Genomic DNA, 20,026 nt, shown 5'->3' on the forward strand with positions numbered 1-20,026 from the left:
CGCCGTGCGGCGGGCGGCGGCGTGGCGGGCAACGGGCAACCGGGCGGCGGGTGGCCGTTGGCTAGTCACTAGTGACTAGTGACTAGCGACTAGCGACTAGTGGCGGGCGACGGGAAGCGGGAAGCGGGAAGCGGGCCGGCACGCGGCACGCAGCCGAATTGCCGATTTGGGCTCACCGCCGCGCGACGCCGCCATTAGGCTCGATCGGATTCCGTCACGTTCGCCGGCCGCGCCGGGCCCGACCATGCCGCTTCCCTATCCTTCCGCCGACGCGGACGTCGTCGACTGGCAGCGCGCGCTGCGCGCGTGCGTCGACGCCTTCGACGCGTTCGCGAGCCCGTCGGCGATCGTCTTCTACCGGCTCGACGCGAGCGGCGAACCGGCCGATTTCGAGCTGTTCGGGATGCCGGAGTCGATGCACCGCACCTATGTCGCGCGCTACCGGATGCTCGATCCGCTGCATCCGTCGCGCTGCGCGGCCGACGCGCGCACGGTCGTCACGCTCGCATCGCAGTTGCCCGACGAATGCCGCGACGCGTCCGCGTACTGGACGCGCTTTCTGCGGCGGCACGGCGTCGCCGACGTCGTCGAAATATGGCTGCGCGACGACGGCCGAACAGTCGGCGCGTTCTCGCTGCTGCGCTTCGAAACGCGTGGGGCGGCGCGAGGCGGCGACGGCGCAAGCGCGCGCTTCGCGCCCGGCGAAATCGATGCGCTCGCGCGCCTGCAGCCGCTCGCCGAAGCGTCGCTGAGCCCGTTGCTGCGGACGCGGCGCGGGATTCACCGGATCGAGTGCGACGCGCGCCTGACCTATCGCGAGGAGCAGATCGCGCGGCTCGTGCGCGATGGTCGCTCGAACAAGGAGATCGCGCGCGATCTCGCGCTCGGCCAGCCGACGATCAAGACGCACCTGATGCGCATGTATCGCAAGCTCGGCGTGTCGAACCGCACCGAACTCGTCGGCGCGCTGTTTCTGTAAGGGCCGCGCGCCGCCTTTCGCCGATGTGCGTCGGCACCTCGCGACGCGCATCGGCGCACCTTTCCGCCGGCCGTGCCGCGCGCCGTGCAGGTTCGCTTTCCTTCCTTCCACGCGCTGCCAATTTGCGCTAACTGCCGTCCGACGCGCTCGATACAGTGGTGCGACACCCGCGTGCCGCGGTGCACGCGGTTCCCGCCACGACATTCTTCGAGACGCCCATGAGCACCACGAATTTCGTCGCCGTCAGCGACACCGTGCGCACTTTCGTCGCGCGCGACTTCGGCCTCTTCATCGACGGCGCAATGCAGCGCGCGCATGCGGCCGCGCGGCTCGACGTGTACGACCCGGCCACCGGCGAGCGGCTCGCGACCGTCGCCGATGCCGACGAGCACGACGTCGACCGTGCGGTCGCGAGCGCGAAGCGCGCGTTCGATGCGCGCGTATGGCGCGGGCTGCGCCCGGCCGATCGCGAGCGGATCCTGCTGAAGCTCGCCGACCTCATCGAACGCGATGCCGAAACGCTCGCGCAGCTCGAAACGCTGAACCAGGGCAAGTCGATCCACGTGTCGCGCGCGGTCGAGGTCGGCGCGAGCGTCGAATACGTGCGCTACATGGCCGGCTGGGCGACCAAGATCACGGGGCAGACGCTCGACGTGTCGATTCCGTTTCCGCCCGGCGCGCGCTATACGGCGTACACGCGCAAGGAGCCGGTCGGCGTGGTCGCCGCGATCGTGCCGTGGAATTTCCCGCTGATGATCGCGACATGGAAGCTGATTCCCGCGCTCGCGGCCGGCTGCACGGTCGTGCTGAAGCCGTCGCCCGAGACGCCGCTCACCGCGCTGCGCCTTGCCGAACTCGCGCTCGAGGCCGGCGTGCCGCCCGGCGTGTTCAACGTCGTCACCGGCGGCCGCACGTGCGGCGCCGCGCTCGCGCGCCATCCGTCGATCGCGAAGATTTCCTTCACCGGCTCGACCGAGACCGGCAAGCTGGTCGGCGCGGCGGCCGTGCAGAACATGACGCGCTTCTCGCTCGAACTGGGCGGCAAGAATCCGATCGTGATGCTCGACGACGTCGACGTCGAACAGGCGCTCGGCGGCGTCGCGGCCGGCGCGTTCTTCAACCAGGGGCAGGTCTGCGCGGCCGCGTCGCGCATCTACGTGCATCGCAGCAAATTCGCACAGCTCGCCGACGGACTCGCGGAGCACGCGCGCGCGATGACGCTCGGGCCGGGGCTCGACACGACTGCGCAGATCAACCCGCTCGTGTCGGCGCAGCACCGCGACAAGGTCGTCCGGCACATCGAGCAGGCGCGCCGCGACGGCGTCACGTTCCTCGCGGGCGGCACGCGCGTCGACGAACTGCCGGGCTATTACGTGAGGCCGGCCGTGATCGCCGATCCGCGTGCGGACAGCGCGATCGTGCGCGACGAGGTCTTCGGCCCGGTGATCGTCGTGCTGCCGTTCGACGATGCAGCCGACGCGGTGCGGCTCGCGAACGCGTCGCCGTACGGGCTCGCGGCGAGCATCTGGAGCAACGATCTGACGCGCGTGATGAACCTCGTGCCGCAGATCGAGGCCGGCACCGTCTGGGTGAATTGCCATATCCCGCTCGATCCGTCGATGCCGTTCGGCGGCTACAAGCAATCGGGCATCGGCCGCGAATTCGGCCAGTACGCGATCGAAGGCTTCACCGAAACCAAATCCGTGTGCATCGCGCACTGATCGCGCGATGCCGGCACCCAACCATCCGAACTGGAGACTGCAATGAGCTACAACGAAGCGAAATTCTGGCACCCGATGCTGCATCCGAACGAAATGAAGCGGCGCAAGCCGATCCGCATCGTGCGCGGCGACGGCTGCTATGTGTTCGACGAGCACGGCAAAGCGCTCGTCGACGGCGTCGCGGGCCTGTGGAACGTGAACGTCGGGCACAACCGCCGCGAAGTGAAGGACGCGATCGTGCGCCAGCTCGACGAGCTCGAATACTTCCAGCTCTTTGACGGGATCACGCATCCGCGCGCGGAGGAACTGTCGAAGCGGCTGATCGACCTGCTCGAGCCCGAAGGCATGCGCCGCGTGCTGTACAGCTCGGGCGGCTCCGACTCGGTCGAGACCGCCCTGAAGATCGCGCGCCAGTACTGGAAGGTGCGCGGCCAGGCCGATCGCACGAAGTTCATTTCGCTGAAGCAGGGGTATCACGGCACGCACTTCGGCGGCGCGTCGGTGAACGGCAACACGGTGTTTCGCCGCAACTACGAGCCGAATCTGCCGGGGTGCTTCCACGTCGAGACGCCGTGGTTGTACCGCAACCCGTTCACGCAGGATCCGGAAGAACTCGGCCGCATCTGCGCGGCGCTGCTGGAACGCGAGATCCAGTTCCAGAGCCCCGATACGGTCGCCGCATTCATCGCGGAGCCGATCCAGGGCGCGGGCGGTGTGATCGTGCCGCCGGCGAACTACTGGCCGCTCGTGCGCGAGGTCTGCGACCGCTACGGCGTACTGCTGATCGCCGACGAAGTCGTCACGGGCTTCGGCCGCAGCGGCAGCCTGTTCGGCAGCCGCGGCTGGGGTGTGCGTCCGGACATCATGTGTCTCGCGAAAGGCATTTCGTCAGGCTACGTGCCGCTCGGGGCGACGGCCGTGAACGCGCGGATCGAGGACGCGTTCGCGCAGAACGCCGACTTCGGCGGCGCGATCATGCACGGCTACACGTACGCGGGCCATCCGGTCGCCTGCGCGGCGGCGCTCGCGAGCCTCGACATCGTCGTGAACGAAGACTTGCCGGCGAACGCCGCGAAGCAGGGCGCCTATCTGCTCGAAGCGCTGCAGCCGTTCGTGCAGCGCTTCGCGGCGGTCGGCGAGGTGCGCGGCAAGGGGCTGATGCTCGCGCTCGATCTGGTCGCGGACAAGACGACGCGCGAGCCGATCGATCCGCTGTCGGGTTATGCGAACGCGGTGGCCGAAGTCGCGCGCGAGCACGGCGTGCTGGTGCGGCCGGTCGGCACGAAGATCATCCTGTCGCCGCCGCTCGTGATCCAGCGGCCGGAACTCGACCGGATCGTCGACGCGCTCGCCGCGGGCTTCGAGGCCGTACCGGTCGCATGACGGCGCCGGCGCGGGCGTCGTGGATTGCGCAGGTGCCGCGGCCCGCGTCCGCCCACCGGTTTGCCGATTTGCGCTATCCCGCCGCATTTTTGCCTGCGTATTTTTTCGACATCGGATGAAGGTCGGATCGACGGCACGCCGCGCGCCTAGAAGCGCGGCGGCCGCTCAATGAACGAAGGAGACGAAGATGTCGGGATGGTCTGGCATGACGGACGCGGCGGCCGGCGCGTCGACGGGCGCAGCGGCGCAAACCGGCGGCGCCGCGCTGAAGGCGGGGGCGGTCGGATTTCCGACCGCGCTGGCAAGTGCGGTCGGGCTCATCATGGCGAGCCCGGTGATCCTCACCGCGACCTCGGGTTTCGGGATGGGCGGCTGGGCATTCGCGGTCGCGATGATCATCGCGTTCGTGATGATGCAGGCGCAGGCGACCACGTTCTCGGAGGCTGCCGCGATGCTGCCGACGGCCGGCTCGGTTTACGATTACCTGTCGTGCGGGCTCGGCCGCTTCTGGGCGATCACCGGCACGATTTCCGCGTATTTCCTCGTACACGTGTTCGCGGGCACTGCGGAGACGATCCTCAGCGGCATCATGGCGCTCGTCAATTTCGAATCGCTGAATGCCGCGCTCGAGAAACACAATAGCTCGTGGCTCGTCGGCGTCGGCCTCGTGATCACGTTCGCGATCACGAACATCATCGGCATCAAGGTGTTCAGCAAGCTCGAGATCGTGCTGACGGCCGGCATGTGGCTGTCGTTGATGATCTTCGGGATTCTCGGGCTCGCGGCGGCGCCGGCCGTGCATCTCGACGGCTGGTTCGGCGGCTCGACCGTCGGCACGTCGGTGCCGGCCGTGCTGTCGCTGGTCGGGATGGCGATGTTCATGTTCGTCGGCTGCGAGTTCGTCACGCCACTCGCGCCGGAGATGAAGGCGCCGGGCCGCACGATTCCGCGCGCGATGGCGCTCGGGCTCGTCGGCGTCGCGCTCTGCATGTTCCTGTACGGCGCGGCGATCCGCCGTCAGGTGCCGAACGTGCCGGTCAGCGCGGACGGCCTCACGCATCTGCTCGACACACCGGGCGCGATTCCCGCGTTCGCGCTGCAGGTGCTCGGCCCGTTCGGCCGCATCTGGTTCGGTATCGCGTTTCTCTGCGCGGGCGCGGCGACGATCAATACGCTGATGGCCGGCCTGCCGCGGATTCTGTACGGCATGGCGATCGACGGTGCGCTGCCGCGCTGCTTCGCGTATCTGCATCCGCGCTTCAGGACGCCCGTGGTCGGAATCGTGGCCGCCGCCGCGGTGCCGATCGTTCATGCATGGCTCATCAACGGCAACCTCGACAGCATCCTGCATCTCGTGCTCGCCGCGACCTGCGCATGGGGCACCGCCTATCTGCTCGTGACGGCGTCGGTCGTGATGCTGCGCATCCGGCGCCCGGACTTGCCGCGTCCGTACCGTTCGCCGTGGTTTCCGCTGCCGCAGATCGTGTCGAGCGTCGGCATCGTGCTCGCGATCTGGTACATCACACCGCCGGGGATGAACGCGCGCGACGTCTACGTGCCGTTCGGCGCAATGCTCGGGTTGACGGCGCTGTATGCGCTGTTCTGGACCGTCGTCGTGCAGCGCCGGCATCCGTTCCGGCCCGTTCCGGTCGAGGACGTGCTGCGCAACGAACACGTCGCGCAATGAACGCCGTATTCGCCCGGCGCCGCGCGGGACACGACGCGCTGCCGGCCGGCCATCGGCCTGGCGCGGTGGCCGCGCGCGTGCGCGTGGATCTGCAGGCCGTGCACGACGCGCGCGACGAACCGGGCGCCGCGCGGCTGCCGAACGGTGTGTGCGTGACGCTGACCGAAAGAATCGAGCGCCAGTTCCTGATGCATACGGTGAGCGTGACGATCGCGACGGCCGCATGCGGACCGGCCGCGTGCGGTCGCGCGCAGGTGCAGCAGACGGGCTGGGTGCGCCGCACCGGCATCCGTATCGTCGCGGCGTCGGGCAGCGATCCGCGCTTCTGCCGCGCGCTCGCCGCGCTGGCCGCCGATGCAGCGCTCGCCGGCGCGCTGCGCCGGCTTCATCTGAGCACGTGCACGATCGACGCGCACGACGGGCGCTGGACGCTCGCGATCGTGCCGTTCGGCGGCAGCGAGGTCGTGAACCGGATGCCGTCGTTTCGCCGCTATGTGCGCCTGATCGACGAGCAGGCGGCCGCGCTGCACGCTGCATGCGCCGCGTTCGAAGGTGCGCTGCACGGGATTTTGCACGGGTAAGCTGTGGCGTGGCGCGCCGCCCGCAGTCCGGCGGCCGCGAGCAGGGATCAGGGTTTTACCGGAGGCGCCGATGTTGTTCCAGTCACGTTCGCACGAAGACGTGCACGACCACGGGCTCGCGATCGCGGGCTGGCACCAGGTCTACCGCCAGATGACGCCGGGCCGGTTCCGCGGCACCGTCACGCAGGTGCTGTACGACGATTTCCACTTCTTTCGCGAAACGACGAACCGGCGCGTCGCGCAGACCGGCCTCGCGCCGGCCGGCCGCACGTCGCTCGCGGTCCCGCTGTCGGTGCCGCTCGCCGGCACGTTCCAGCGCCAGCCGGTCGACGGCTATGCGCTGCTCGCGCTGCGCGCGGGCGAGGATTTCGAATTCCATACGCCGGAGGGCATGGGGCTCGTCGGCATCAGCGCGGCGTCGGACATGATCGACGAGCTGTGCGAGGTGGAATTTGGCGCGGCCGGCGTAGGCGCGGCCGGCGTAGGTGCGGCCGGCCCGCGCGGTGCCCGCTCTTGCGCAACCGCCACCGGCGCCCGCAGGCTGCGGCACGTGACGCGCCTGTCGGACGAACAGGGCGCCGCGCTCGGTGCGCGGCTGTCGTCGCTGATCGACGAGGCGCAGCGCAACCCCGGCTGCCTCGAATACGCGGCCACGCGCAAGATGTTCCGCGACGCGATGCTCTGCGTGTTTCTCGACGCGCTCGACCAGGGCATCGGCGTCGAGCGGCGCGACATCACGCACGCGACCTACAGCGACATCGTCAGCCGCTGCGAGAAGTATCTGCGCGATCGGCCCGAAGAACCCGTGACCGTGCTCGAGCTGTGCCGCGCGCTGCGCTGCAGCCGTCGGACGCTGCAGACGAGCTTCCAGCGCGTCGCCGACGTCACGCCGGTCGCGTATCTGCGCACGATCCGGCTGAATGCGGTGCGACGCCTGCTGCGCACGACGTCGGCGCAGCAACTCGGCGTCGGCGAAGCGGCCGCGAGCTGGGGCTTTACGCATCTCGGCTACTTCGCGCGCGAATATCGCGACCTGTTCGGCGAGCTGCCGTCGCAGACGCAGCGCCCCGAATGATGCGCGCCGCGCGTCGTCCGTCGCGCACGCGACGGTTTGCCGATTTGCGATAGAGGTCGCGAATTTTCGCTGGATAGAGTCCCGTCACATCGACAACGCAATCGATCCGGAGTCCGGATCGACTCCATCAGAGGGACGGGACATGAAGATCGGACGACTCGCCGCGGCCGTTGCCGCGCTCGGCTGCGCGCATGCGTACGCGCAGACCTCGGGCGGCGTGACGCTGTACGGCACCGTGGATACCGGCATTCTCTATTCGACGAACCAGCAGTTCACGCGCGCCGACGGCAGCACGGGCGGCGGTCATGCGTGGCAGATGGGCGGCGGCAATCTCGTGCCGTCGCGCTTCGGGTTCCAGGGCGCCGAGCCGCTCGGCGGCGGCCTCGACGCGGTATTCACGCTCGAACAGCAGTTCCTGTCCGCGAACGGGCAGGCGCTGCAGGGCGGCACCGCCTTCAGCCGCCAGGCATGGGCCGGGCTGCGGCAGGACGGGATCGGCACGCTCGGGCTCGGCCGCCAGTACGACTCGTATACCGACATGCTCGGCGCGTACGTGTCGAGCAACAACTGGGCGACGCCGTACGGGTCGCATCTCGGCGACGTCGACAACCTGAACGCCGCCTTCAACTTCAACAACGCGGTGAAGTTCACGAGCGCCGATTTTCGCGGGCTGACGTTCGGCGGTACGTTCAGCTTCGGCGGGCAGGCCGGCGATTTCGCCGCGAAGCGCGGCTATGCGCTCGCCGCGACGTACAGCCGCGCGCCCGTCGCGCTGTCGGTCGGCTATCTGAACCTGCGGCAGCCGCTCGATGCAGCGCTCGGCGGCGCGAACGGCTATATCGGCGATTTCGCATGCAGCAACCCGGGCGCGATGTTGTGCCTGCTGCAGGACGTCCGTTCGATGCGCGCGTTCGGCGCGGGCGGTTCGTTGACGCTCGGCGCGGCGACGATCGCGCTCACCTATACGCATACGCGGCTCGACGACAGCCGGTATCTGACGACGGCCGCGCAGCCGCGGCCGCATGCGTTCACGTTCGACATCGGCGAGCTGAACGTCACGTATCTGTTCACGCCGGCGCTGCAGGGCGGCATCGCGTACCTCTTCAATGCCGCGCATACCGACACGCGCGGCACGACGCGCTTCCATCAGCTCAACGTCGGCGCGAACTACAGCCTGTCGAAGCGGACCGCGCTGTATGCAGTCGCTATCGGCCAGCTCGCGAGCGGCACCGGCCTCGGCACCGACGCGAACGGGCAGCCGGTGAACAACGCGCAGATTCCGGTACTCGCGAACAGCAATTCGAACCGGCAACTGGTGATCATGGGCGGGATCCGGGTGAATTTCTGAATCGCCGACGCGCGGTCGCCCATGCAACGCGCGTCGTTCCGGCCCCCTGCGAAGTGCGCGCAAACGCGCGAAAATGGCGGTTTTGCGTATTCAAGCGCTTCACAGGGGAGAAGTCATGTCGGATTTGGCATCGTCCATGCCGCGTCGCGCGGACGTCAATGCGAAATCGCTCGCGGTCGCGGCGATCGCGATCGTTGTCGGTACAACCTATCTTGCGCGCGTCGCGGACGCGCGGATCGCCGCACTGTTCGTCGTCGGCGCGCTGCTCGGCGTCACGCTGTATCACGCGGCGTTCGGCTTCACGTCCGCATGGCGCGTCTTCATCGCCGACGGTCGCGGCGCCGGCCTGCGCGCGCAGATGGTGATGCTCGCGATCGGCACCGCGCTGTTCTTTCCGGCGCTCGCGGCCGGCACGCTGTTCGGCAAGCCGGTGACGGGGCTCGTGTCGCCCGCGGGGACGTCGGTCGTCGTCGGTGCGTTCCTGTTCGGGATCGGGATGCAGCTCGGCGGCGGGTGCGCGTCCGGCACGCTGTATACGGTCGGCGGCGGTTCGACGCGGATGCTCGTCACGCTCGCCGCGTTCGTCGCCGGCTCGGTGATCGCGACCGCGCATATGCCGTTCTGGACCGCGCTGCCGTCGCTGCCGCCGGTTTCGGTCGTCAAGTCGTTCGGCGCGCTGCCGGCGCTCGCGGGCAGCTGGCTGTTGTTCGCGGCGATTGCGGCGCTCACGGTCGTCGTCGAAAAGCGGCGCCACGGGCGGCTCGTCGCGCCGGAACTGCGCGCCAATGCATCCGCGCGCTGGCTCTACGGGCCGTGGCCGCTGATCGGCGGCGCGATCGCGCTCGCGGTGCTCAACTTCGCGACGCTCGCGCTGTCCGGCCGGCCGTGGGGCGTCACGTCCGCGTTCGCGCTGTGGGGCGCCAAGGTTGCCGCGGCGCTCGGCGTCGACGTCGCAAGCTGGCCGTACTGGACCGCGAAAGCGAACGCGGCCGCGCTCGCCGCGCCAGTCACGCGCGACGTGACGTCGATGATGGACATCGGCATCGTGATCGGCGCGATGTTCGCCGCGTCGCTCGCCGGACGCTATGCGCCGGTGTGGCGCGTGCCGCTGCGCTCGCTCGCGGCGGCCGTCGTCGGCGGGCTGCTGCTCGGCTACGGCGCGCGGCTGGCGTACGGCTGCAATATCGGCGCGTATTTCAGCGGGATCGTGTCGGGCAGCCTGCACGGCTGGCTGTGGCTCGTCGCCGCGTTTGCCGGCAACGTGATCGGCACGCGCGTGCGGCCGTGGTTCGGGCTCGAGGTGGAGCGCGTGCCGCGCGCGTCGGGCTGCTGAACGCGTCGCGCGTCCCGCCGGGCGCGCACTCCCGCGGCGCATGGCGACGCGCGTTCGTGCGCGCGCCGCGGATGGGCAAGGGCGTCAGCGCGTCGCGATCGCGACCGCCGCCCCGGCCATCGCGGTCGCGCTCGTGCGGTTCGCGATCCGTTTCGCACGCGCGGACGTCAGGAACGACCGCGCGCGCATCGCCAGCAGCGACCAGAAGCAGTCGGCGAAGATCAGGACCGCGAGCATCGTGCCGACCAGTTCCGCCCACGCGACGACGCCGACGTGCGTCAGATCGACGATCGTCGGCAGCAGCGCGAGATAGAACAGCATGATCTTCGGGTTGCCGAGCGTGACCAGCGCGCCGGCGACGAACATCCGTACCGGCGACTGTCCGCGCGGCAGCTCGTCGGCACCGCCGTCGGTCGGTGCGCTCCACATCTTCCACGCAAGAAACAGCAGGTAGGCGACGCCCGCGAACTTCAGCACGAGCAGCCCCGTCTCGAACGTGCGCGCGAATGCGGACAGCCCGGCGACCGCGAGCGTCAGCCACAGCGCTTCGCCGATCCACATCGCGGCGAGAAACGGCAGCACGTCGCGCACGCCGTTCGTCAGCACGCGCGCGACGAGCGCGGCGACGCTGGGGCCGGGCGTGCCGGCGGTGACGAGCAGTGCGAAGGCAAAGACGGCAAGCGCGGACAGCGACATGGCGAACCTCGGGGACGAACGCATTCGGAACGTTCGATTATAGTGACGGGCGTTCCAGACCGTGTACTGCCGCAATGACCGATTCGATCCGCATTCGACCCGCCACCCGCGAAGACGCCCCTGCGATGGCCGCCGTCGAGATTGCCGCCGCGCACCGTTTTCGCGCGCTCGGCATGCACGGCATCGCGGACGGCGGCGCGACCGACGCAGCGGACGTGCTCGCGCGAATCGATGCCGGGCACGCGTACGTCGCGGTCGACACGGACGCGCAGCACACCTGCGTCGGCTTCGCGTTCTATCGGCTGCTCGATGCGCAGCGGCTCTATCTGGAGGAACTGGACGTTGCGCCGTCCCACGCCGGGCGGCGGATCGGCGCGCGACTGATCGAGCACGTAATGGCGTGCGCGGCGCAACAGGCGATCGCGCAGATCGTGCTGTCGACGTTTCGCGACGTGCCGTGGAATGCGCCGTATTACGCGCGGCTCGGCTTTCGCGTGCTCGACGACGCGACGCTCGACGACACGCTGCGCGCGATCCGCGCGCATCACGTCGCGCGCGGCCTCGACGAGACGCAGCGCGTGTTCATGCGCGCGGACGTGCGCGCGTGAACACGCGAAGGACGACGCTCAGGCGGCGTCGCTGAGCGCCGGATAGTCGGTGTAGCCCGTCTCGCCTTCCGCGTAGAAGGTTTCCGGCACCGGCTGGTTCAGCGGCGCGCCGAGTTCGAGGCGGCGCGGCAGGTCCGGATTCGCGATGAACAGCTTGCCCCATGCGATCGCGTCGGCGTCGCCGCGCGCGAGTGCGGCCTGCGCGCTGTCGAACGTGAACTGCTCGTTCGCGATCAGTGGGCCGCCGAACGCCTCTTTCAACTGCGGGCTCAGGTGGTCGCCGCTGTACGACTCGCGCGTGAAGATGAACGCGATGCGGCGACGGCCGAGTTCGCGCGCCACATAGCCGAACGTCGCGGCCGGGTCGGAGTCGCCCATCGTATGTGCATCGCCGCGCGGCGCGAGGTGCACGCCGACACGTCCGGCGCCCCACACGTCGATCGCCGCGTCGACGAATTCCAGCAGCAGTCGCGCGCGGTTTTCGATCGGGCCGCCGTATGCGTCGGTACGGCGGTTCGTGCTGTCCTGCAGGAACTGGTCGAGCAGATAGCCGTTCGCGCCGTGGATCTCGACACCGTCGAAGCCGGCCGCCTTCGCGTTTTCGGCGCCCTTGCGGTAGGCCGCGACGATGCCGGGGATCTCGTCGAGTTCGAGCGCGCGCGGCGTCACGAACGGCCGCTGCGGACGCACGAGGCTCACGTGGCCGCCCGCCGCGATCGCGCTCGGCGCGACCGGCAGATCGCCGTTCAGGAACATCGGATCGGAGATCCGGCCGACGTGCCAGAGCTGCAGCACGATGCGGCCGCCCGCGCGATGAACGGCCTGCGTCACGCGCTTCCAGCCTTCGACCTGCTCGTCCGACCAGATGCCGGGCGTGCCCGCATAGCCGACGCCTTGCGGCGTGACCGACGTCGCCTCGCTGATGATCAGGCCCGCCGACGCGCGTTCGGCGTAGTAGCGCGCCATCAGGTCGTTCGGGATGCGCGTGTCGCCGGCGCGGCTGCGCGTCAGCGGTGCCATCACGATGCGGTTCGGCAGCTTCAGGTCGCCGAGGGTAACGGGGTCGAACAGCGTAGGCATACGGATTACCTCTTCACGAAGGGCGGGATCGGCGTGCGCGTCGCGCGGCGCGGGCCCGCATGGCCGGTTCGGCCGGATGGTCAGAGTTCTCGGCGCAGTGCGTCGAGAAACGCGTCGATGACGGCCTCGTTGCGCTTGAAGAACGCCCACTGGCCGACCCGCGTCGACGTCACGAGCCCCGCGCGCTGCAGCGTCGCGAGATGCGCGGAGACGGTCGACTGCGACAGCCCGCAGCGCGCGTCGATTTGCCCGGCGCATACGCCGTGGTGGTACGGCAGCGTCTGATCCGGGAAATGCACGTCCGGCGTTTTCAGCCATACGAGGATTTCACGGCGCACGGGATTCGCGAGCGCTTTCAGGATCGCGTCGATGTCGGGTTCGGTCGGCATGGATCGGCAGGTGGCGATCGAAGGGCAACGGATATCGTCAATGGCCGAATCTTATATCGGATTTTTCCGATATATTTGAAAGCACTGGTCTCAATGGGGTTGATAGGCCGCGCATCGCGAGGGTCAAATCGCTGCGATGTGGGCCCGTTTCTCCAACGCGACGTTACTTACCGCGCGTGAGGCGCCGCGCGGCCAGCAATCCGAGCACGAGCAGCACCGCGACGTAAGCGGCGACGCTCGTCCACGCGCCGCGTTGCCAGAACGTGCCGCCGAGCGAGCCGAGCACGCTGGAGCCGACGTAGTAGGCGAGCAGGTACAACGATGCCGCGTGCCCCTTTGCCGGACCGGCAAGATAGCCGACCCAGCCGCTCGCGACCGAATGCGCGACGAAAAAGCCGATCGTGACGAGCACGATCCCGACGACGATCGCGACGAGCGAATGCGAAAGCGTCAGCGCGAGGCCCGCGGCAAACACGAGAATGCCGCTCGTCAGCACCGGTGCGCGGCCGAGGCGGTCGGCGAGCGCGCCGGCCGTCGACGACGACACCATCCCGAACAGATACGCGCCGAAAATCAGCCCGCATACGGCCGGACGGAGGTTGAACGGCGCGGCCATCAGGCGGAAGCCGGCGTAGTTGTACACGGTCACGAAGGCGCCCATCACGAGAAAGCCGATCGCGAACACGAACGGCAGTCGCGCGTGGCGCAGCTGCGCATGCCAGAGCCGCAGATGGTGACGCAGCGTCAGGTCGGTGCGCTTCACGAAGCGCCGCGACGGCGGCAGCAGCAGCACGAACGCGACCGCGGCGATCAGGTCGACGATGCCGATCGTCAGCATCGCGGTGCGCCACGAAAAATATTCCTCGAGCGCGCTCATCCCGATTCGTCCGATCATGCCGCCGAACGCAGTGCCGCCGACGTACAGACCCATCGAGAAACCGAGCCCTTCGGCCGCGATTTCCTCGGCCAGATAGGCCATTGCGACGGCCGGCACGCCGCCGAGCGCGAACCCTTCGAGTGCGCGCCACACGAGCAGCAGCTGCCAGTTGGGCGCGAGCGCCGCGAGCAGGTTGAACGCGGCCGCGAGCGTCATCGACGCGAACATCAGCCCGCGGCGGCCGAACCGCTCGGACAAGGCGCCCGCGCAGAGGATCGACACCGCGAGCGCGCCGGTCGACAGCGACAGCGAGAGCGAACTGGACGCCGCGCCGAGGCCGAATTCGCGCGCGAATGCGGGCAGCAGCGGCTGTACGCAATACAGCAGCGAAAACGTGGAGAAGCCGGCAAGAAACAGCGCAAATGCGATGCGCTTGTATGCGGCCGAGCGTGGCGACACGCCGGCCGGAAGCGCGTCGGGTGCGACTTTCGACGCGCCGTGCGCAGACGACGCAATCGTGGACGAAGACATGGACAGGTCCGATGTGGCAGGGAATGCGTGTATTCTTGCGCGCACCGGAACATATGTCCAATATATGAAAAGAACCGCAGCCATATGTTTTTCCACTGGCTGCGGCGTGCCAATCGGCATCTCCGCCACGGGCGCAGGACGCAACGCATGGAACTTCGGCATCTCCGTTATTTTCTGGCCGTGGCCGCCACGTCCAATTTCACGAAGGCCGCGGAAACGCTCGGAATCGGGCAGCCGCCGCTCAGTCAGCAGATCAAGGCGCTCGAGAACGAGCTTGGCGTCGAATTGTTCAGGCGCACCGCGCGCGGCGCCGAGCTGACGACGGCCGGCGAAGTGTTTCGCGACGAGGCGCGCCGCGTGCTCGACGACGCGGAACGCGCATCGCGCGCGGCAAGACGCGCCGCACGCGGCGAAATCGGGCATCTGCGCGTCGGTTTCACCGGGACGGCTGCGTTCAATTCGAAGGTGTCGGATCTGCTGCGCCGTTTCCGCGAAGCGTTTCCGCAGGCCGAGCTCACGTTGCTCGAAGCGACGTCCGGCGTGCTGCTCGCCGAGCTCGAAGCGGGGCGGCTCGACGTCGCGCTGGTGCGGCCGCGGCAGCGGATCGCTCCCGTGCTGCGCATCGCGGAGTGGGACGAGGAGCCGATGTTCGTCGCGCTGCCGGTCGCGCATCGGCTCGCGCGGCGGCGCCAGATCGCGCTCGCGGAGCTCGCCGACGAGTCGTTCGTGCAGGTCCCGCGCGAGGCCGGGAGTACGCTGTTCGACGACATCGTCGCCGCGTGCAATGCGGCCGGGTTCCAGCCGCGGATGGCGCAGCCGGCCCCGCAGATGGCGTCTGCGGTCACGCTGGTCGCCGCGGGGCTCGGCGTCTCGCTGGTCCCCGACGCGATCACGCAGGTGCGGATTGCCGGCGTCGTCTATCGTCCGATCGCGAACGCCGCGCTGCGCGCGCGGCTCGGCGTCGCGTCGCGCGCCGACGATCCGTCGCCCGTCGTGCGCAACTTTCTGCAGCTCGCGCTCGGCTAGCGCAGGCGTCGCGCGCTCACGCGTGCCGTTCGCCGACGCGGTTTTCTTCGGGGCTGTAGACGGTCAACCCTTCGGTCGGATCCATCGGCATCTCCCACGGCCGTGCGGCGATCGCCTGCATCGCCGCTTCGAAGCCGGCCTGCCGGCGCGCCGCGATGCCGGACGGCGTGAAGTCGATGTCCTTCCACTGGTCGTCGCCGTCGAGCCGCGGCGCCGCGAGCTTGATCACGCGCATCGTCGTCTGGCAGCCCCACGCGGCGAGCGCCTGCACGTCCGGCGACGAGCGCTCCGCTTCTGGCAGGCGCATCACGAGTTCGCGGATCACGTGGCGCAGGCGGTGGATCTGCTGCTGGCGCGCGATATGGCTGTCGGTGCGGCTCGCGTACTGGATGTCCTTCTGACGTTCCGATACCTGCCAGATGCTTTGCGGCTCCGGGCCGACCGGGTTCCACATCTGCACGGAAAAGATGATCGAGCTGCGGCGCGGCGAATCGTCGAGTACGACCTCGACCGGCGTATTCGAATAGATGCCGCCGTCCCAGTACGGTGCCTCGTCGATGCGCACGGCCGGAAACGCGGGCGGTAGCGCGCCCGAGCTCATCACGTGGTCGATGCCGAGCCGCTGGTCGCGCGAATCGAAATAGCGCATCTCGCCCGTACACGCGTTCACGGCGCCGACCGTCAGCCGCGGACGTCCGGCATTCAGCAGATCGGGATCGATCAGCGACGCGAGCGTGTCGCGCAGCGGCTCGACCACGTAGTACGACGCGCGATCGACGCCGACGTGCGCGAGCGGCCCCAGCCACGCATCGGGATTCGGCCGGAAGAAGCCGGGGATGCCCGCACCGATCACGGCCAGTTCGGAGCAGATCTTGTCCCAGCTCGCCGGGAAGCCCGGCACGTACGCGGCCGGGCGCTCCGTCACGCGGCGCCAGAACTCGGCGAGCCGTTGCGCACGCTGCGCGCGCCGGTTGCCCGCGATCAACGCCGCGTTGATCGCGCCGATCGACGTGCCGATCACCCAGTCGGGTTCGATGCCCGACGCGTCCATCGCTTCGAACACGCCGAGCTGATAGGCGCCCAGCGCGCCGCCGCCCTGCAGCACGAGCACGACCTGCCCGGGCAGCTTCGGGGGTGAAGGTTGATTTGCCGTCATCGCTTGCCTCGTCGTCGGTGACGGCCGGCGGGTTCCGGCCGGATGGAACCAGTGTAGGCGATCGATCGCGCGCGCGGTCCGCGCTCGGCGAGCGCACACGCGCACCGGCCGCGCAGCGTCATTCGACGGTGATCGTCTCCTTCATGTATGGATGAATCCCGCAGAACACGTGATAGACGCCGCGCTTGTCGAAGCGGTACGCGTACGTATCGTTCTGATCGAGCGCGCTCGAATGGAAGATCCCGGCATCGTTGACGACCGTGTGCGGTTCGGCGTCGAGGTTTTTCCAGGTGATCGTCGTGCCGGCCTTGATCGTCGTCGACATCGGCGAAAACATGAAGTTGCGGATCGTCACGAGCGGGCCGGCGGTCGATTGCGCGGAGGCCGCGCACGGCATGCCGGCGACGATTGCCGAGGCGAACCACGCGGCGAGGGCGCGCGATGGAAGCAGGCGGTTCATGTCGGTCTCCCCGTGGTTCACGCGAGCGTTGTGTCATGCAGTGCCGATGCCGCCGGCGCGCCGCTGAACTCGACCGTCGTCACGCCGAGCATCTTCGCGAGCTGCGCGCGCGGCACCGTGAGCGGCACGGGGCCCGGCCCGTTGCCGGCGGTCGGCTGCGGGAACGCGGTCGAGCGCGCGGTATGAAAGGTCACGTTGCCCTCGACCTTCGACACGATCTGGTGGATATGCCCGTTCAGCACGGTGACCGAGCCGAAGCGGCGCAGCAGCGCGAGCGCCTGCGGCGCATCGCCGGTGCCCCAGCCCCACGGTTCGTAGATCGTCCACATCGGCATGTGCGAGAACACGACGATCGGCGTGCTCGACGTGCGGCCGTTCAGATCCTGCGCGAGCCATGCGAGCTGATCGTCGCCGAAGCTGCCGAGTCCGTTCGGTTTGAAATGCATCACGTTCACGAGCGCGACGAAGTGCACGCCCGCATGATCGAAGCTGTAGTAGCCGCGATTGTCGGACGCGCGGCCGAAGCGGCGGAAGTACTCGGCGCCCGAGCCGTCCGTCACGTCGTGTTCGCCAGGCACCGTGTGCAGCTCGGGCACGCGTAGCCCGGACAGCAGCTGCGAGGCGCGGTCAAACTCGTCGGGCTTCGACAGATGCGTGATGTCGCCCGTGTGGATCGCCAGCGCGGGCGTCTCGGGCATCGCGTTGACGAGCGCAATCGTCTGCGCGAGCGTCGCGGCGACGTCCGGATTCGCGTCCTTGTTGAAGCCGATGTGCGTGTCGCTGATCTGCAGAAACAGCGGCTGGCCCGCGCCCGGGCGTGTGCCGGCCTGCGCGCGTGCGAGATCGAGCGGCGTGAGCACGCCGCCCGACAGCATGAACAGCGTGCCGAGCCCGCCGAACGCCATGCACTGGATCGCGCGGCGACGCGACGGGCGGGAAGGATTCGATGAAGACATGTGAGCCTCGCAATCGTGTGACGGAAGCGGGACGGCCGGAGCGTCCGCGGAATGACCGGCGCATTGCGCATGCGATACCGGGCGAGCGGCCGATTTATTCCCGCGCGCGGCGGCGCTTGATGCATTGATCCGTGACGCGTCAATGTCTTGTAATCGGCACGTCATATTCGCGTCACCGCCGCCCGATAGGCTGCGTGACCGGTTCGGCGTCGCGACGACGGGGGCGTCGCCGAGCGCGGCGCCGGCACGACGCCGTCTTTCAATCGAACGGAACACACGCTACCGATGGCCATCAGCTTCGATCCGAACCGCACCGCGAACGCGTCCGCGTGGCGCGTCGTGCCCAACTGCTGGGATGCCGTCGCGTTTCCGCTGATCATCTGCGTGCTCGCCATGGCGATCGTCGGTTTCCGCGAGACGCTCGCGCCGATCGCGACGCTGCAGACGCAGAAGATCTCGCTCGCTCCGTCGAACTTGCCCGAATACGCGCTGCGCACGACGCTGCGGATACTTGCCGCGATGGTCGCGTCGCTCGCGTTCACGCTGATTTACGGCACGCTCGCAGCGAAGAGCCGTCGCGCGGGGATGGTGCTGATTCCGATCCTCGACATCCTGCAGTCGGTGCCCGTGCTCGGCTACATCTCCTTTACGGTCACGTTCTTCCTTGCACTGTTTCCGGGGCGCGTGCTCGGCGCCGAACTCGCGGCGATCTTCGCGATCTTCACGAGTCAGGCGTGGAACATGACGTTCAGCTTCTACCAGGCGCTGCGCACGGTGCCGCGCGATCTCCATGAAGTGTCGCGCGGCTTCCATCTGACCGGCTGGCAACGCTTCTGGAAACTCGAGGTGCCGTTCTCGATGCCGGGGCTGGTCTGGAACATGATGATGTCGATGTCGGGCGGGTGGTTCTTCGTCGTCGCGTCGGAGGCGATCACGGTCGGCAACCGGACGATCACGCTGCCGGGCATCGGCGCCTACCTCGCGCAGGCGATCGCCGAACAGAATCTCGGCGCGGTCGGCTGGGTGATCGTCGCGATGACGGTCGTGATCCTCGCCTACGACCAACTGCTGTTCCGGCCGCTCGTCGCGTGGGCCGACAAGTTCCGCATGGAGAACACGAGCGCCGGCGATGCGCCGCAATCGTGGCTGCTCGACCTGCTGCGCCGCACGCGCGCGATTCATCAGCTGCTCGTGCCGGCGGGCTGGCTGCTGTCGCAGGCCGCGCGCGTGCGGCTGCGCGTGCATGCGTTCGATGCGATGCGCGTGCGCGAGACGGCGCGGCGCAGCCCGTCGCGACTCGGCGACTTCGTCTGGGCAGCCGCCGTGATCGTGCTGACCGTCTACGTCGCGGCGCGCGTCGTGTCGTATGTGAGCACCGGTGTGACGATCGCCGACGTCGGACACGTCGTCGTGCTCGGGCTGATCACGCTGCTGCGCGTGATCGTGCTGATCGCGATCGCGTCGGTGGTGTGGGTGCCGCTCGGCGTGCTGATCGGCTTGCGTCCGGCGCTCGCGGAGAAGATCCAGCCGCTCGCGCAGTTCCTTGCAGCGTTCCCGGCGAACCTGCTGTTTCCCGTGTTCGTGATTGCAATCGTCCGCTGGCATCTGAATGCCGATATCTGGCTGTCGCCGCTGATCGTGCTCGGCACGCAGTGGTATATCCTGTTCAACGTGATCGCCGGCGCGACGTCTTACCCGAACGACTACAAGGAAGCGACGAAGAACTTCCGGATCCGCGGCTGGCAGTGGTGGCGGCAGGCGATGCTGCCCGGCATCTTTCCGTATTACGTGACGGGCGCGATCACGGCGTCGGGCGGCGCGTGGAACGCGAGCATCGTGTCCGAAGCCGTGCAGTGGGGCGACACGAAAGTCGTTGCGCACGGCCTCGGCGCGTATATCGCAGAGATGACGGCCGCCGGCGATTTCCCCAAGATCATCCTCGGCATCGCCGTGATGTCGCTGTTCGTCACGCTGTTCAACCGTCTGCTGTGGCGTCCGATGTACGCCTATGCCGAATCCCGGCTTCGTCTGGACTGAGAGTAAGCGCGATGCAAAACCCGACCGTTGTGAACGCCCCCGTGCAGATGCCGTCTACGCCGCCGTCGCAGGTGCCGCGCATCGGCGAAGAAATCCTGCGCGT

General features: G+C 68.6%; 18 protein-coding genes. 11 read left to right on the forward strand and 7 right to left on the reverse strand.

Annotated features, from left to right (window positions below):
* The first annotated feature begins 244 nt into the window (after nt 1-244).
* The 8 genes from HMPREF3115_RS23745 (at nt 245) to HMPREF3115_RS23780 (ending at nt 10,107) form a co-directional block, all read left to right on the forward strand.
* Nucleotides 245-979 (forward strand): helix-turn-helix transcriptional regulator, encoded by a 735-nt coding sequence (locus HMPREF3115_RS23745; RefSeq protein ID WP_070556340.1) that lies wholly within the window; start codon nt 245-247, stop codon nt 977-979.
* Between the two features lie 218 nt (nt 980-1,197).
* Entirely contained in the window at nt 1,198-2,700 is a 1,503-nt protein-coding gene (locus HMPREF3115_RS23750; RefSeq protein ID WP_070556342.1) for an aldehyde dehydrogenase family protein, read from the forward strand.
* A 42-nt stretch (nt 2,701-2,742) separates the two neighbouring features.
* Nucleotides 2,743-4,083 (forward strand): aspartate aminotransferase family protein, encoded by a 1,341-nt coding sequence (locus tag HMPREF3115_RS23755; protein WP_006411937.1) that lies wholly within the window; start codon nt 2,743-2,745, stop codon nt 4,081-4,083.
* A 187-nt stretch (nt 4,084-4,270) separates the two neighbouring features.
* A complete protein-coding gene (locus HMPREF3115_RS23760) occupies nt 4,271-5,770 on the forward strand; it encodes an APC family permease (protein WP_053298376.1) in 1,500 nt (499 codons plus the stop codon).
* A complete protein-coding gene (locus tag HMPREF3115_RS23765; RefSeq protein WP_070556344.1) occupies nt 5,767-6,351 on the forward strand; it encodes a DUF3156 family protein in 585 nt (194 codons plus the stop codon). The genes HMPREF3115_RS23760 and HMPREF3115_RS23765 overlap by 4 nt, the downstream gene beginning before the upstream one ends.
* A 70-nt stretch (nt 6,352-6,421) precedes the next feature.
* Nucleotides 6,422-7,426, forward strand: coding sequence for a helix-turn-helix domain-containing protein (locus HMPREF3115_RS23770; RefSeq protein ID WP_070556346.1), 1,005 nt, complete (start codon nt 6,422-6,424; stop codon nt 7,424-7,426).
* A gap of 142 nt (nt 7,427-7,568) precedes the next feature.
* On the forward strand, nt 7,569-8,774 hold the full coding sequence (locus tag HMPREF3115_RS23775; RefSeq protein ID WP_070556347.1) for a porin: 1,206 nt from the start codon (nt 7,569-7,571) through the stop codon (nt 8,772-8,774).
* A gap of 115 nt (nt 8,775-8,889) precedes the next feature.
* Entirely contained in the window at nt 8,890-10,107 is a 1,218-nt protein-coding gene (locus HMPREF3115_RS23780; protein ID WP_035948031.1) for a YeeE/YedE family protein, read from the forward strand.
* A gap of 84 nt (nt 10,108-10,191) precedes the next feature.
* Here the strand turns inward: HMPREF3115_RS23780 and HMPREF3115_RS23785 are convergent, their stop codons facing one another.
* Entirely contained in the window at nt 10,192-10,803 is a 612-nt protein-coding gene (locus HMPREF3115_RS23785; RefSeq protein ID WP_006411585.1) for a LysE family translocator, read from the reverse strand.
* A 74-nt stretch (nt 10,804-10,877) separates the two neighbouring features.
* Between HMPREF3115_RS23785 and HMPREF3115_RS23790 the strand changes: the two genes are divergently transcribed.
* On the forward strand, nt 10,878-11,411 hold the full coding sequence (locus HMPREF3115_RS23790; RefSeq protein WP_069220971.1) for a GNAT family N-acetyltransferase: 534 nt from the start codon (nt 10,878-10,880) through the stop codon (nt 11,409-11,411).
* An 18-nt stretch (nt 11,412-11,429) separates the two neighbouring features.
* Here the strand turns inward: HMPREF3115_RS23790 and HMPREF3115_RS23795 are convergent, their stop codons facing one another.
* From HMPREF3115_RS23795 to HMPREF3115_RS23805, 3 genes are all read right to left on the reverse strand, one after another.
* The gene (locus HMPREF3115_RS23795; protein ID WP_070556348.1) at nt 11,430-12,491 is read right to left on the reverse strand and encodes an alkene reductase; all 1,062 of its coding nucleotides are present in this window, start codon (nt 12,489-12,491) and stop codon (nt 11,430-11,432) included.
* A gap of 80 nt (nt 12,492-12,571) precedes the next feature.
* Nucleotides 12,572-12,880: an ArsR/SmtB family transcription factor gene (locus HMPREF3115_RS23800; protein WP_006396691.1), complete on the reverse strand. Its 309-nt coding sequence runs from the start codon at nt 12,878-12,880 to the stop codon at nt 12,572-12,574.
* Between the two features lie 163 nt (nt 12,881-13,043).
* The gene (locus HMPREF3115_RS23805) at nt 13,044-14,288 is read right to left on the reverse strand and encodes an MFS transporter (RefSeq protein ID WP_006411592.1); all 1,245 of its coding nucleotides are present in this window, start codon (nt 14,286-14,288) and stop codon (nt 13,044-13,046) included.
* Nucleotides 14,289-14,435: 147 nt separating this feature from the next.
* On the opposite strand from HMPREF3115_RS23805, the gene HMPREF3115_RS23810 reads away from it, so the two are divergent.
* Nucleotides 14,436-15,314 carry a LysR family transcriptional regulator gene (locus HMPREF3115_RS23810; protein ID WP_006411590.1) on the forward strand — a complete coding sequence of 293 codons (879 nt, stop codon included), beginning with the start codon at nt 14,436-14,438 and terminating at the stop codon, nt 15,312-15,314.
* Between the two features lie 16 nt (nt 15,315-15,330).
* On the opposite strand, the gene HMPREF3115_RS23815 is transcribed toward HMPREF3115_RS23810, so the two are convergent.
* The 3 genes from HMPREF3115_RS23815 to HMPREF3115_RS23825 all read right to left on the reverse strand — a co-directional run bounded on the left by HMPREF3115_RS23815 (nt 15,331) and on the right by HMPREF3115_RS23825 (nt 17,886).
* A complete protein-coding gene (locus HMPREF3115_RS23815) occupies nt 15,331-16,470 on the reverse strand; it encodes a patatin-like phospholipase family protein (RefSeq protein WP_048804559.1) in 1,140 nt (379 codons plus the stop codon).
* Nucleotides 16,471-16,588: 118 nt separating this feature from the next.
* Complete coding sequence (locus tag HMPREF3115_RS23820; protein ID WP_053298380.1) at nt 16,589-16,930, reverse strand: cupredoxin domain-containing protein; 342 nt, start codon at nt 16,928-16,930, stop codon at nt 16,589-16,591.
* Between the two features lie 17 nt (nt 16,931-16,947).
* Nucleotides 16,948-17,886 (reverse strand): metallophosphoesterase family protein, encoded by a 939-nt coding sequence (locus HMPREF3115_RS23825; RefSeq protein WP_070556350.1) that lies wholly within the window; start codon nt 17,884-17,886, stop codon nt 16,948-16,950.
* A 285-nt stretch (nt 17,887-18,171) separates the two neighbouring features.
* Between HMPREF3115_RS23825 and HMPREF3115_RS23830 the strand changes: the two genes are divergently transcribed.
* Nucleotides 18,172-19,923, forward strand: coding sequence for an ABC transporter permease (locus HMPREF3115_RS23830; protein WP_070556351.1), 1,752 nt, complete (start codon nt 18,172-18,174; stop codon nt 19,921-19,923).
* Nucleotides 19,924-20,026: the final 103 nt, after the last annotated feature.

This window comes from Burkholderia sp. HMSC10F09 (assembly GCF_001806955.1).
GTDB lineage: Bacteria > Pseudomonadota > Gammaproteobacteria > Burkholderiales > Burkholderiaceae > Burkholderia > Burkholderia multivorans.